Raw genomic sequence first — 13,996 nt, forward strand, 5'->3', positions numbered from 1 at the left:
TATAATGTGAATTAAATCTGATCATAAAAAACAATATGCAAACTACAGATGAAAAATATATTTCCAGATGCATCCAGTTGGGTAAAAATGGCTTGGGAAACACTGCACCCAACCCAATGGTCGGGTCTGTAATAGTATACAACAACAAAATTATTGGAGAGGGTTATACAAGTCCATATGGAGGAAATCATGCCGAAGTTAACGCCATAAACTCTGTTGCCAGCAAAGAGCTTTTAAAAGAATCTACCCTTTACGTAACATTAGAACCCTGTTCCCATCATGGTAAAACACCTCCCTGCGCAGATTTAATCGTAAAAAATAAAATCCCAAGGGTTGTTATTGGCATTACGGACCCCCATAAAAAAGTCGCGGGAAAAGGAATTGAAAGATTAAAAGGTTCAGGATGCAAAGTTACCATTGGGGTTTTAGAAAAAGAATGCCGGGAACATCACAAGCGATTTTTGACTTTTCAGAAGAAAAAACGTCCCTATATTATATTAAAATGGGCAGAAACATCGGACGGCTATATTGCACCAAAACAAGACAAAAGAAAAAACAAACCTGAGCCCTATTGGATTACCAACAAACATTCTAGACAATTGGTTCATAAATGGAGAAGTGAAGAACAGTCAATTTTAGTGGGCACAACAACAGTTTTGGAAGACAATCCAAAACTGAATATTAGAAGCTGGACAGGTAAAAATCCAATAAGGGTGGTTCTTGATAGGAATCTAAAAATTAATGGCAAGTACCATGTTCTTGACAAAAGCACAAAAACCATTTTTATAACCTCCAAAGAGAAAACCAGTTCTGATAATTTAATTTATGAAACAATAAATTTTATTGATAAGGTACCACAGCAAATTTGTGATATCCTATCCAAACATCAATTTACAAGTATTCTTATTGAAGGAGGGGCAAAAACCATACAAGCTTTTATTGAAAGTGACCTCTGGGATGAAGCACGAGTTTTTGTAGGAGATGTTTCTTTTGACTCTGGGATTAAAGCTCCATCAGTAGTTAAAAAACAAGTAAAATCAATTGCCATATTGGAAGACACTTTAAATATTTATTCTAATGATTAAGAACATTATTTTTGACTTTGGGGATATATTCATAAATCTGGATAAACCAGCCACCGCTAGGGAAATGGAAAAATTTGGTTATTTGGAAACCACCCCTGAACTAACTTCTATTTTTGATAGTTATGAGAAAGGGTTGTTGACTTCAAATGAATTCTTAAATCTAACCAACACCATTTTTCCAAAAGCTACCAAACAAGAATTAATTAATGCCTGGAATGCCATCCTTTTGGATTTTCCAGATTACAGATTGGAATTCTTAGAAAGCCTGGTACAAGAAAATGACTATCGCATGTTCTTATTGAGCAACACAAATGACATTCATATAGAATTTGTAAAAGAATATATGGGAAAGGAGAAATACAATCGGTTTAAAGAGTGTTTTGAGGTTTTTCATCTCTCTTATGAAATGAACATGAGAAAACCAGAGGCAGAAATTTATCAATTTGTCTTGGATGAAAGCAACCTTGATCCCGCAGAAACTTTTTTTGTTGATGACACCAAAGAAAATACAGATTCCGCTTCTAAATTAGGGATTAAAGTATGGAATCTACGAGTGGGAATAGAAGATATTACAGATATAAAATCCAAACTATAACATGGTTTCATTAGCATTAAGCATTCTTTTTTCCAGTCTAATTTTTGTCATTTTTAAGTTGTTCTCTGTTTACAAAATACAGACCCTGTATGCTATTATCACCAACTATGTTGTGGCGAGCATTACCGGGTTTCTTTTATACGATGGAGATGCTCGCATTAATGAAATTCCAAGCAAAAGCTGGTTTTGGGGAACACTAGCATTAGGTTTTTTGTTCATTTTCGTTTTTAATATCATGGCAAAAACATCGCAAAAAATTGGGGTTTCCGTAGCATCTGTCGCCACAAAAATGTCATTGGTAATTCCCGTTCTTTTTGGTTTATTACTTTATAATGAAAAACTAAGTGTATTAAAAGGCGTAGGCATTCTATTGGCCTTGGCAGCGGTTTATTTTGTGTCAGTAAAAGAAAGAACTATTCAGTTCAACAAAGAAGTAATTATACTGCCCCTACTTTTGTTTTTAGGTTCTGGTGCAATAGACACCAGTATAAAATATGCTCAAGAGACCCAATTAGAGAACAATGAATTGCCCATTTTTTCTGCAACTGTATTTGGCTCTGCTGCCATTGTGGGCATTATATTCATTCTCATAAAAGCTCCAAAAGAACCATTAAAAATTAATTTCAAAAATATTTTAGGGGGAATTGCTTTGGGGGTACCCAATTATTTTTCCATTTTCTTTTTATTGAAAGCGCTACAGAATGATTCCTTAAACAGCGCTTCCATTTTCACCCTAAATAATGTTGCCATTGTATTGTTCTCAACACTTTTGGGTATAATATTATTTAAAGAAAAAATCAGCTTAAAAAACTGGGGTGGTATTACTTTAGCAGTTGTTAGTATTTTATTGGTAGCTTTATTTTAATGGAAAATGGTTGTGACATATATAAAACTATTTTAAAACCTTCAGAAGAAATTCTTTATAAAGACAAAAAAAGTAAATTTTATGGGTATGCATTTCCCATTCTTAGTGAAGATGAGGTTAAACCTATTATTGAGGAATTAAAAAAAAAACATCCTAAGGTGAATCATGTATGCTATGCATGGCAATTGGGAGTTAAAAGCCCTACTTATAGAACCAATGATGATGGTGAACCCAATAACTCTGCGGGGATGCCTATCCTTGGGCAAATAAAATCTTATAATGTAACCAATATCTTAGTAGCTATAGCCAGAGTTTTTGGAGGAACCAAACTGGGTGTTGGCGGGTTAATTACAGCCTACAGGTCCGCTGCGCAAATAGCTTTGGAAGAATCCACTATAATTGAAAAAATAATAAAATATGAATTTTCAATCTCATTTGATTACCCAGAAATGGATAAGGTGATGCGTATTATAAAGCAACATCATTTAGAAATTGTATCCAAAAAAACGGAAATTAATTGTACATATACTCTAGCTGTTCGGGAACAAGAAGTAACATTCATTACATCTTTGTTTACAACAATGCCTAATATTCTATTAAACAAGAAAACCTAAACGTTTATTTTCTCTAGAAGATAATCAGGGCATTTAATAGGTTTTTTAGTTTTTGCATCCATAAATACCAAAACCGTGGTCGCTTCGGCCAATATTTCTTTATTTTCATTATAAATAACAAAGTCAAATTCTATTTTGACCGAGGGTCTTTTTTTTAGTTTGGTTTCAACGGTAATAAGGTCATCATATAAAGCAGATTTTTTGTACTTTATTTGTAAGGAAATTACAGGAAGTATAACTCCATTCAATTCCATTTCTTTATAGGAATGCCCAAGGTTCCTCAACCACTCCACTCTTCCCATTTCCAAGTACTGCGCATAATTCCCATGATATACAACTCCCATTTGGTCTGTTTCCGAATACCTTACCCGAAAAGAAATTTTGTTTATTTCCATATTTTTTCGATGAAAAACTATATATTTAAATGATTTGAAAATCGGTTGCGTAACATGGCGAAAAAAAATAGAAAATTCAATAGTAAATGATTTTTTTTTTATCTTTTTTGTTCACATATTTGTCCCACTCTGACAATCAGGCTGAACACCCTGATCAAATCAAAAAAACTAAACTTAGGTCACTAACCAACTAAATAAGATTAATTTTAAAAATGAATGTTACTGCTAATTCCGTATGGAACAATTGTTTGGCTTTTATTCAGGATAATATCCAGTCGCAGGCATTCAAAACATGGTTTGAACCCATTAAACCAGTAAAATTAACTGACAACGCCCTTAGCATACAAGTTCCCAGTAAATTCTTTTACGAATGGCTTGAAGAGCATTATGTTAAACTATTAAAGGTGGCCCTTACAAAGGAGTTGGGAGAAAGTGCTAAATTGGTGTATGTAATTAAAATGGAAAACACCTATGGCAACAGAGAACCCTTTACAGAAAAAATACCAAGCTCCAATAGATCTAACGTAGGCCCACAGGAATTAGATGTGCCTATTAAATCTAAAAATCCTGAGTTAAAAAATCCATTTGTTATTCCTGGAATTAGGAATATAAAAATTGAATCCCAACTAAACCCAAATTACAACTTTGACAATTTCTTGGAAGGTGATTCCAATAGATTGGCCAGGTCTGCAGGAATGGCCGTTGCCAACAAGCCCGGAGGCACTTCTTTTAATCCTTTATTGATATTTGGAGGAGTTGGTCTGGGAAAAACGCATTTGGCACATGCCATTGGAGTTGAAATAAAAGATAAGTACCCGGAAAGAACCGTCCTATACATTTCTGCCGAAAAATTCACGCAACAATATATAGAATCCGTTAAAAAGAACACTAGAAATGACTTTATTCATTTCTACCAATTAATCGATGTCTTGATTATTGATGATGTTCAATTTTTATCAGGAAAATCTGGTACTCAAGATGTCTTTTTCCATGTCTTTAACCACCTACACCAAAACGGCAAACAAGTAATTTTAACATCTGACAAGGCCCCGGTAGATATGCAGGATGTAGAGCAACGTTTGCTTTCCCGATTTAAATGGGGACTTTCTGCAGAATTACAGAATCCTGATTATGAGACTAGGATATCAATTCTAAAGAATAAGTTGTACAGGGATGGCGTAGAAATGCCAGAGGACATTGTGGATTATGTAGCAAAACATATTAAGACCAATATACGTGAGCTGGAAGGTGCAATCATTTCTTTGATAGCACAATCTTCCTTCAATAAAAAAGAGGTGACTTTAGAACTTGCCCAACATGTAGTTGAAAAGTTTGTAAAGAACACCAAACGAGAAGTTTCTATAGATTACATCCAAAAAGTGGTATCTGATTACTTTGAAATGGATGTTGCCACACTTCAGTCAAAAACTAGAAAAAGACACATTGTACAGGCTAGACAATTAGCCATGTTCTTTGCTAAAAAATTCACCAAGGCCTCCTTGGCAAGTATTGGCTCCCAAATAGGAAAAAGGGATCACGCCACTGTATTGCACGCTTGCAAAACGGTTGATAATTTAGCTGAGACAGATAAGCAATTTAGAAAGTACATAGACGACCTTACCAAGAAATTTTCTTAATACTATTTGATGAAAACTAAAGTTTTAATGGTATGCCTTGGAAACATCTGTAGGTCACCATTGGCAGAGGGAATTCTCAAAAGCAAAGTAAATTCAGAAAATATATTCATTGATTCGGCCGGAACCGGAGGATATCATATTGGCAATAGACCAGACCATAGGTCCATTGATGTTGCCCATAAACATGGCATTGATATTACCCAGCAACGCTGTAGAAAATTCACCTATTTAGATTTGGACAGTTTTGACCATATTTATGTTATGGACAAAAGCAATTATGACAATGTAATTTCTTTGGCAAAAAATGAACATGAAATTAAAAAAGTAAAACTATTGTTAGATGCAGGGGGAATGGGGGCCAAAGAAGTGCCAGACCCCTATTATGATGCTTTGGATGGTTTTGAACAAGTTTTTCATCTTATTGATTCAGCCTGTAATGTCTTGGCAAATAAATTAAACAAGTAATATGCCGATAGGAAAATTATATTTAATCCCAACAACTTTAGGTGATACACCTCCTTTGGAGGTACTTCCTATTTCAATTAAAAAGGCCATTGAAAATATAGACCACTACATTGTAGAAAATGAAAAAAGTGCTAGACATTTCATAAAAAAAATAAATTCCAAAAAGTCACAGCCCAACCTTCAGCTAAATTCCCTTAATAAATTTACGGACCCGATCGACGTCCCCAGTTTTTTAGACCCCTGTCTTGAAGGGTACGATGTAGGAGTAATTTCCGAAGCTGGATGCCCTGGAATTGCCGACCCTGGGGCCGACGTTGTAAAATTAGCCCATAAAAAAGGCATTCAAGTAGTTCCTTTGGTAGGACCATCCTCTATTTTTTTAGCATTAATGGCAAGTGGGCTCAACGGACAAAATTTTGCATTTAATGGGTACTTACCCATAGACTCAACTGAACGAAGGAAAACTATTAAACGCTTGGAAAAACTATCGAAGGATTTTAATCAGTCCCAAATATTCATTGAAACACCTTATAGAAATGATAAATTACTGGCAGAACTAACTAAAACTCTTTCTAAAGAAAGTTTGATATGTGTAGCTTGTGATATTACCTTGCCAACAGAATTTATTGCTACTAAAAAAGTAAGTGACTGGCAAAACACTAATATTAATTTACACAAAAGACCCACCATTTTTATAATACATCAATAAAAAAAGCCTCGATATTTCTACCAAGGCTATTTTCTATTGTATAATTACAAATACTATATTCGGGCGTTACGCTCTGGTAGAACATCTGACACATCATAGCCAGAAAATTTTTTCATATAATGCCTTACGGTGGTACCATAAGCATCTTCAAAATCTATTTGACCATATGAACGCAGATACTTTTTTACGTTTCCCGCTCCGGCCAAATGCGCTGCAGCCAATATTCCAGATTCGGTAATATGGATTCCTCCAATACGTCTTCCCGCATATCGTTGAATATCTTTCCTTAGTATCCACTTATTACGGGCTACATTAACCTGAAATACTTTTTCTTGTAATTCTGGGTCATTTAAAAAATTACTAGCATTATAGACCCCCATCAATTGCAATGTTCCAACTCCAAATTGATATTTTCCCAAATATCCCAAAGTATTGATAACAAAGTAATCACCTTGCGATTCCTTAAAAGCCAATGCCTCTTTGAAACCAACATAAGAATTTCCTAAAAACGGGGGATTTACCACAGTTTTCACTTCATATGTTTTGTTTTGGGGAAACAAAACTGGAGTAGGTTTACTTACTTTTAAAGTTGCTGGCACTTCTAATTCAGAAGCTGGTCCAAATCTAAAACTTGTCAAAATAAGTATCATGATGAGGGGACAAAAATAACTTATCCACTTTCTCATATATTTGTTTTCTTAAGACTTACAATCTGTAAAATAGACTTGCTTAAATTTCACATTGCAAATATATGACCGTTTTAGTTTCATAAAAACCAATAATTTATAACTTTTTCTTAAAAATGTATATTTTGGTCAATATGCTTTATAAATGGGACAAATAACTTATCTGCTTATTTTCTGAGCATTTATCCATCGGATGTACTGTTCTTTATTTCGGTTGTGTTGCGCCAAAGATTTGGCAAACATATGATATCCGAAATTCTCAACATTGGCCACCATATACAAATAATCATGTTTTTCAGATGATAAGACCGCGTCTATTGCAGATATGTCCGGCATTGTGATGGGTCCAGGAGGTATTCCTATATATTTGTAGGTATTGTAGGGTGAATCCAACTCCAAATCTTTGTACAAAACTCTTTTAATAACCTGATCAAAATTACCTGAATGCTCTTTAATCGCGTAGATTACGGTCGGATCAGCCTGCAAAGCCATTCTTTTCCGAATTCTATTTAAATACAATCCAGCAACCCTGGGACGCTCTTCCACTTTTGCTGTTTCTTTATGTACTATAGAGGCCAAGGATATAACTTCCATAGGTGTTAAATTAAGCTTTTGGGCCTTTTCCAATCGTTCACTATTCCAAAACCTTTTATACTCCTTCAACATTCTATCCCTAAAACTTTCAGCGGAAGTATTCCAGAAGAACTCATAGCTATTGGGAATATACACCCCCAATTTAGTAGTTTTATCTAAACCATTTTCATTTAAAAAAGAAGCATCATTAAAGGCCAAGAGTAGAGAAATACTATCGGCCTCAATCTGTGAAGAAATTCTTCCAGCCAGAGCTTCCAAAGTTTCCTGATTGTTAAAAGATACTTTCACAGGTATATTGCCACTTCTCAATCTATTTACAATTTCATTGTTATTTGCATCCTTTGCAATGGCATACTTCCCCCCTTTTATATTGGATATATAGGATTTTTTTCTTGCTACCGACTCAAAAGTTTCCATATTTTTAAGAAGAGGAGCCATGGATTGCTTTACATCTTCAAAAGTATCATTCGATTTTATGTAGACATATGCTTCATTATTTTGAAAAATTGTATTGGGTGTAAAAACCGCATTATATACCATATAGGCAAAAGCACCGCCTGCGAGCAATCCAATAATCAGAATGGCGACTAATATTTTCTTGATGTACATTATTATATCTTATTTATTTTTTGAAGCAACACTTCGTTCTTATATATTCCATTGGACAATATCCAGTTCTTTTTTACCCCAACTTGCTCAAATCCTAATTTTTTGAACAAGCTAAGGCTCACAGAATTTTCTTCCAACACATTGACATAAACTTGTTTTAGGTTTAAAACAGAAAAAGCATAATCACATAAAAGCAAAATGGCCTCTGTTCCCACTCCTTTATCTCTATCGTTTTCTTCTAAAATAACTATACCCATACCTGCTCTAAGGTTCTTGGGATCAAAATCAAACAAATCAATCAAACCCAGAACCTTATCATCGTTACATATGCACAAACGTAATTGTTTTACATCATAAATATCCCTGTGGGCATTATCAAGGTATAATTGTAATACATGTTTGGAGTATGGAGCACTAGTACCGCTTATTTCCCAAAGTGATGGGTTATTTTCCAACTGATACAAAAAGTCCAGATCAGTGGGTTCAAGTGCACGTAAATTAATATGTTTTCCTTTTAATATTAGCATTCAATGGTTCCTTTAAAAACCTGTTTCGCAGGACCAATTAGGCTAATATTCTTATACCCTGATCCATTTTTTTCAAAACTAACTTTTAGTTCTCCTCCAGGTGTATTGATCACAATCTCATTGCTAATTGTTTTTCCAGAATCAAACATAGAAATAGCAACAGCTGTAACTCCCGTTCCACATGACAGAGTTTCATTTTCCACTCCCCGTTCATAAGTGCGCACATGAAAAGAGTTATCCGATAATTGTTCTACAAAATTAATATTACTCCCTTTTTCCCCATAAACTCCATAACGTAGTTTAGCACCTTCCTTGAATACATTCAAATTGTCCAAATTTTCTACCATTTGAACATGGTGGGGAGAACCCGTATCAAGAAAAAAGTATTTGGGTTTTGTATCAATTTTGTCTACATTCTGCATTTGTAAGCTTACCATTTCTTCAGATATGGTTGCATGATGTAGACCGTCCACAGCCAAGAAAGAAGTTTCCTCTTTAACTATGCCCAAATAATTTGCAAAAGCGACCAAACACCGACCACCATTACCGCACATTGAGCTCTCATTCCCATCTGCATTGTAATAAACCATTTTAAAATCTGACTTTTCGTCATTTTCCAACAAAATGAGGCCATCGGCACCAATGCCAAACTTTCTGTCACACAAAAAAGAGACTAATTTGGTATCATTTTTGGGGAAAACACCTTGTCTGTTATCAACCATGACAAAATCATTCCCAGTTCCTTGATATTTATAAAAAGTAAGTTTCATGATCCATTCATAAAATACAAAGATAGTTTTATTAAGGTTTTTTTAGCAGTTAAAAAGGAGTTAAAAGAACTTAAGAAAAAAGTGAAATACAATAATTTTATACTCATCAACATTAAAATTTTATAGTTTATGAAAAGAATAGGCAGTCTTTTATTGGTTTCGGTATTTGCAGGAGCAATTACCTTAGGAGCATATAAGTTGTTTTTTGAAAGTGAGAATTATAAATTGGTTTCCGATGAAGCCAAAACACCTTTCCAAACTGTAAGCTATACATCTACACCTTCTTCATCCAGATTAAGTGATGTAGACTTTACAGTTGCAGCAGAAAACACGGTAAATGCAGTAGTGCACGTAAAAAACATGAGTATTAATAGAGGTTCTAACAGTATTATGCAATTTTTCTATGGTTTTGAAGAATCGCAAAGACCTCAAATAGGAACTGGCTCTGGTGTTATTATCTCACCAGATGGGTATATTGTTACCAACAACCATGTTATTGATCGCGCAGACAAATTACAGGTAACTCTTAACAATAATAAAACCTATGACGCAGAACTAATTGGAACAGACTCAAAATCTGATATTGCCTTATTAAAAATAGATGCAGAGAACAATCTCCCTTATTTAGCTTTTGGAGATTCTGACCATGCAAAAATTGGAGAGTGGGTTTTAGCTGTTGGAAACCCGTTTAACTTAACTTCTACGGTAACTGCAGGTATTGTAAGTGCAAAAGCCAGGGCATTGGGCAATGCAGACCATTCCTTTATCCAAACAGATGCCGCTGTGAATCCAGGGAATAGCGGTGGTGCTTTGGTAAACACCAATGGGGATCTAATTGGTATAAACACTGCTATTACATCGCAAACAGGTTCTTATGTAGGTTATTCCTTTGCCGTCCCCAGCAATATTGCCAAAAAGGTTGTAGAAGATATTATGGAATATGGCACGGTACAAAAAGGAATTTTAGGAATACAAAGCCCCAATGTAAATACCCAGTACGCTGTTGAAAATGGTATTAATGAAATTGATGGTGTGTATGTGGGAAATGTTGTTGAAGATTCGGGAGCAGATATTGCTGGACTCAAAACAGGGGATATAATCAAACAGATTGATGACATCAAAGTACACAAGTTCTCTGACCTTACTGGGTATATTTCATCTAAAAGACCAGGTGACAAATTAAAAGTTATCATTAACAGAGATGGCGATGTATTGACCAAACCAGTGGTTTTAAGCAAAAATAAAACCTTGGAAGTTCCTGTTATGGGTTTTGTTGTGAAGGATTTATCAGAAAAAGATCAGAAAAAATACAAAACCAAAAAAGGGGTTAAAATTGTGGATGTACCTCAAAAGTATCGAGGATATGGTTTGGTTGATAAGGTTTTGATTTCTGTCGATGAAGAAGAAATAGATAACATTCAAGAGGCAAAAAAAGTTTTTGAGAACATTAATAGATATGAACGCACCAGCATTACTATTCTAACGGAAGATGGTGAAAGGGAGCGGCTCATATTTCAATAAAATGTTTCATAGCGTAAGCACCCTCATCACAGAGGGTGTTTTTTTACATATAAGCTATAAAATTAAGTAGCTATGCAATGATAAATTAAAGGTTCTGCCATACTAAAAACCACCTTATTGGCGTTTTTTTTTAATAATTGGCATTATTAAATTATTTTAGCCTTTCCCTAAATTTATTATTAACACATAGAACCACTTACATGAAAGCCCACAAAACACTTTTCATTATACTCACCCTACTGGCGTTTAATCTACAATTTGCCCAAAATACCCAAGAAACACAGGATAAATTATCTTTGGATGAAGGTTCCATTGATAGCCAATTTGATTTCATCACTACAAAATCTGGAAATTATAGAGCAGATGGCAAACGGTATGAAGTAGTAAGGGTTATTCATTTAAATAAACTCAAAACCAATGTATTAGATAGTCTAAATGCCGCCAACAAAAAAGAGTCGGAACTAAAGTCCCTAATAACTACGCACGAAACCACTATAAATTCTTTGAAGGATAAACTAGACCAAACTTCTACCCAATTAGCCAGTGTTACGGAAGAAAAAGACAGTATGTCCTTTTTAGGAATGGGAGTGTCCAAAGGGCTTTATAATTTAATTTTATGGTCTATAATCGGTGGGCTTTTATTGTTCCTTGCAATGTTCATTTTCAAATTTAGAAACAGTAATGTCCTTACACAGGAATCCAAGAGCGCTTTGTCCGAATTGGAAGCGGAATATGAGCAACACCGCAGAAGGGCCTTGGAGAGAGAACAAAAAATTAATAGAGAGCTGCAAGATGAACGAAACAAACATAAGAAGAAAACAACTTAATTATTAGCAAAAGCTCCTTTTAGGGAGCTTTTTTTAGCCCTTATAATATGATCATTATCACAAAAGCCTCCATAAACAATCTTCCAGATATTTATCCTCTATTTGATTTATATCGAATTTTTTATGGACAAAAATCTGATATTGAGGCCGCCAAGAATTTCTTGAATTTAAGAATGGAAAGTAATGAGTCTATCATCTTTGTGGCCTATTTGAAAAATAAGCCCATTGGTTTCACTCAACTATTTAAAACTTTTTCATCGGTATCTTTAGAGTCTTCACTTATATTAAATGATTTATATGTTGACAAATCTTCAAGAAAAAAAGGAGCTGGAAAAGCATTATTAAATAAAGCAAAAGAATATTGTATTGATAAAAAATACAAGGGACTGGCCTTAGAAACCCATATAGATAATCCAGCTCAGACACTTTATGAAAAATTGGGCTGGAAAAAAGATTCCCAATGTTTTCACTACTTTTGGAGCCCTAAATAAGAACAAAATCTACCCTTTAGACACTAAATATGCGCATTGACATAATCACTGTACTGCCAGAATTGTTAAAAAGTCCATTTGAAGCTTCTATTTTAAAAAGGGCCATAGAAAAAGGACTTGTGGAAGTACACATGCACAACTTAAGAGATTATTCGGACAACAATTATAATCAAGTCGATGATTACCAATTTGGTGGTGGTGCAGGTATGGTGCTTATGATAGAGCCCATAGACAAGTGTATTTCTGGTTTAAAAAAGGAAAGAGAGTATGATGAAGTCATTTATATGACACCAGATGGCGAAACCCTCAACCAGAAAATGGCAAATGGTTTATCCCTGCAAAAAAATCTGATTATTCTTTGTGGCCATTATAAAGGAATAGACCAACGGGTACGGGATAGTTTGATTACAAAAGAAATTTCCATTGGGGATTATGTATTATCCGGTGGCGAATTAGGAGCAGCTGTTTTATGTGACACCATTATTAGATTAATTCCTGGTGTGTTGAACAATGAAACTTCCGCCTTAACGGATACATTTCAAGATAATTTATTGGCACCTCCCGTATACACAAGACCATCGGAATACAAAGGGCTTAAAGTCCCTGATATTCTTTTAAGTGGTAATTTTCCCAAAATTGAAAAATGGCGAGAAGAAAAAGCAATGGAAAGAACTGAAAAACTAAGGCCAGACCTTTTAGAATAAGTACCTGACCAACAAAAAATAATAAAAATACCTTGTAGGTTTTAATTTATAGAGTATTTTTGCAGTCGATTAAAATCAACCTCTGACGAAGTACGTGAAAGTTGACTTTAAAAAATCAATAAAAAAATAGAAAAATGGAATCATTAGTAAAATTTGTTCAAGACGAATTTGTTCCAAAAAAAGATTTTCCTAAATTCTCTGCCGGTGATACAATCACAGTATACTACGAGATTAAGGAAGGCGAAAAAACACGTACACAGTTCTTTAGAGGTGTTGTAATACAAAGAAGAGGTACTGGTGCAACAGAAACTTTTACAATTCGTAAAATGTCTGGAACCATAGGGGTAGAACGTATCTTCCCAATTAATTTACCAGCTCTTCAAAAAATTGAAGTGAACAAAAAAGGTAAAGTTCGTAGATCGCGTATCTTTTACTTTAGAGGTCTTACTGGTAAAAAAGCAAGAATCAAAGAAGTTCGCTCTTAATAAAGCAAAAATATTAAGTATTAAGCCTGTGATTTAATCACAGGCTTTTTTTATGAACAATTGTTAACAACTATAGTTCATAACGTGTTTATTTTTAATTCGTTATAAAGTTTGTTTCTTCTCAATTTTATTCTACATTTATTCCATGGTTTTAAAGATTGAACGATTTATTTCGAACAATATAAAAGCCAGATAGAGTTAGCGTTCTTTATTTTTTTGCAGTTGTTCATAAACTAGATTTTTGGATATTTATATTTAAAAAAATAGGTAAGAACTATGAAACTAAAAAGTTTGACTTGATGGTTTCTAAAGTGTTGAATTACTTTAAGTATTTAAGTTTAGGCTTTATATTTAAGATAATGAAAGCCATAACCGCAAAAAAAAGAAACATGGAGTAGTTAAACAGTTGTATAATTG

Annotated in this window: 17 protein-coding genes; 12 read left to right on the plus strand and 5 right to left on the minus strand. The window is 34.2% G+C overall.

The window, feature by feature from the left end:
• Positions 1-35 precede the first annotated feature (35 nt).
• From ribD to GGR42_RS04945, 4 genes are read left to right on the plus strand one after another with little or no spacing between them, the layout of a single operon-like run.
• Positions 36-1,085, plus strand: coding sequence for a bifunctional diaminohydroxyphosphoribosylaminopyrimidine deaminase/5-amino-6-(5-phosphoribosylamino)uracil reductase RibD (gene ribD, locus GGR42_RS04930; RefSeq protein WP_167961430.1), 1,050 nt, complete (start codon positions 36-38; stop codon positions 1,083-1,085).
• Positions 1,078-1,680 (plus strand): HAD family hydrolase, encoded by a 603-nt coding sequence (locus GGR42_RS04935; RefSeq protein ID WP_167961432.1) that lies wholly within the window; start codon positions 1,078-1,080, stop codon positions 1,678-1,680. Before ribD ends, GGR42_RS04935 begins: the two co-directional genes overlap by 8 nt.
• A 1-nt stretch (position 1,681) precedes the next feature.
• Positions 1,682-2,545: a DMT family transporter gene (locus GGR42_RS04940; protein WP_167961434.1), complete on the plus strand. Its 864-nt coding sequence runs from the start codon at positions 1,682-1,684 to the stop codon at positions 2,543-2,545.
• Positions 2,545-3,159, plus strand: a complete 615-nt coding sequence (locus GGR42_RS04945) for an IMPACT family protein (RefSeq protein WP_167961436.1) — start codon at positions 2,545-2,547, stop codon at positions 3,157-3,159. Before GGR42_RS04940 ends, GGR42_RS04945 begins: the two co-directional genes overlap by 1 nt.
• Here GGR42_RS04945 and GGR42_RS04950 read toward each other — a convergent pair.
• On the minus strand, positions 3,156-3,554 hold the full coding sequence (locus GGR42_RS04950; protein WP_167961438.1) for an acyl-CoA thioesterase: 399 nt from the start codon (positions 3,552-3,554) through the stop codon (positions 3,156-3,158). The genes GGR42_RS04945 and GGR42_RS04950 overlap by 4 nt on opposite strands.
• A gap of 212 nt (positions 3,555-3,766) precedes the next feature.
• On the opposite strand from GGR42_RS04950, the gene dnaA reads away from it, so the two are divergent.
• Genes dnaA through GGR42_RS04965 form a run of 3 tightly spaced genes read left to right on the plus strand, consistent with a single transcriptional unit; the run spans position 3,767 to position 6,365 of the window.
• Positions 3,767-5,191, plus strand: coding sequence for a chromosomal replication initiator protein DnaA (gene dnaA / locus GGR42_RS04955; RefSeq protein WP_167961440.1), 1,425 nt, complete (start codon positions 3,767-3,769; stop codon positions 5,189-5,191).
• A 9-nt stretch (positions 5,192-5,200) separates the two neighbouring features.
• On the plus strand, positions 5,201-5,656 hold the full coding sequence (locus tag GGR42_RS04960) for a low molecular weight protein-tyrosine-phosphatase (RefSeq protein WP_167961442.1): 456 nt from the start codon (positions 5,201-5,203) through the stop codon (positions 5,654-5,656).
• Between the two features lies 1 nt (position 5,657).
• Entirely contained in the window at positions 5,658-6,365 is a 708-nt protein-coding gene (locus tag GGR42_RS04965; RefSeq protein WP_167961444.1) for an SAM-dependent methyltransferase, read from the plus strand.
• 53 nt (positions 6,366-6,418) lie between these two features.
• Here GGR42_RS04965 and GGR42_RS04970 read toward each other — a convergent pair whose 3' ends face one another.
• The 4 genes from GGR42_RS04970 to dapF all read right to left on the minus strand — a co-directional run bounded on the left by GGR42_RS04970 (position 6,419) and on the right by dapF (position 9,551).
• The gene (locus GGR42_RS04970; protein WP_394352749.1) at positions 6,419-7,015 is read right to left on the minus strand and encodes a hypothetical protein; all 597 of its coding nucleotides are present in this window, start codon (positions 7,013-7,015) and stop codon (positions 6,419-6,421) included.
• Positions 7,016-7,210: 195 nt separating this feature from the next.
• Positions 7,211-8,254 carry an endolytic transglycosylase MltG gene (gene mltG / locus GGR42_RS04975; RefSeq protein WP_167961448.1) on the minus strand — a complete coding sequence of 348 codons (1,044 nt, stop codon included), beginning with the start codon at positions 8,252-8,254 and terminating at the stop codon, positions 7,211-7,213.
• A gap of 2 nt (positions 8,255-8,256) precedes the next feature.
• Positions 8,257-8,781: a GNAT family N-acetyltransferase gene (locus GGR42_RS04980; RefSeq protein WP_167961450.1), complete on the minus strand. Its 525-nt coding sequence runs from the start codon at positions 8,779-8,781 to the stop codon at positions 8,257-8,259.
• Positions 8,775-9,551, minus strand: a complete 777-nt coding sequence (gene dapF / locus GGR42_RS04985) for a diaminopimelate epimerase (RefSeq protein WP_167961452.1) — start codon at positions 9,549-9,551, stop codon at positions 8,775-8,777. Before dapF ends, GGR42_RS04980 begins: the two co-directional genes overlap by 7 nt.
• Before the next feature lie 129 nt (positions 9,552-9,680).
• Between dapF and GGR42_RS04990 the strand changes: the two genes are divergently transcribed.
• From GGR42_RS04990 to rplS, 5 genes are all read left to right on the plus strand, one after another.
• Positions 9,681-11,072, plus strand: a complete 1,392-nt coding sequence (locus GGR42_RS04990; protein WP_167961454.1) for a S1C family serine protease — start codon at positions 9,681-9,683, stop codon at positions 11,070-11,072.
• A 200-nt stretch (positions 11,073-11,272) separates the two neighbouring features.
• Entirely contained in the window at positions 11,273-11,899 is a 627-nt protein-coding gene (locus tag GGR42_RS04995) for a tRNA (guanine-N1)-methyltransferase (RefSeq protein ID WP_167961456.1), read from the plus strand.
• A 47-nt stretch (positions 11,900-11,946) separates the two neighbouring features.
• Positions 11,947-12,390 carry a GNAT family N-acetyltransferase gene (locus GGR42_RS05000; protein WP_167961458.1) on the plus strand — a complete coding sequence of 148 codons (444 nt, stop codon included), beginning with the start codon at positions 11,947-11,949 and terminating at the stop codon, positions 12,388-12,390.
• 29 nt (positions 12,391-12,419) lie between these two features.
• On the plus strand, positions 12,420-13,094 hold the full coding sequence (gene trmD, locus GGR42_RS05005) for a tRNA (guanosine(37)-N1)-methyltransferase TrmD (protein WP_167961460.1): 675 nt from the start codon (positions 12,420-12,422) through the stop codon (positions 13,092-13,094).
• Positions 13,095-13,228: 134 nt separating this feature from the next.
• Positions 13,229-13,579, plus strand: a complete 351-nt coding sequence (gene rplS / locus GGR42_RS05010) for a 50S ribosomal protein L19 (RefSeq protein WP_167961462.1) — start codon at positions 13,229-13,231, stop codon at positions 13,577-13,579.
• Positions 13,580-13,996: the final 417 nt, after the last annotated feature.

Source organism: Saonia flava (assembly GCF_011927795.1).
Classification (GTDB): domain Bacteria; phylum Bacteroidota; class Bacteroidia; order Flavobacteriales; family Flavobacteriaceae; genus Saonia; species Saonia flava.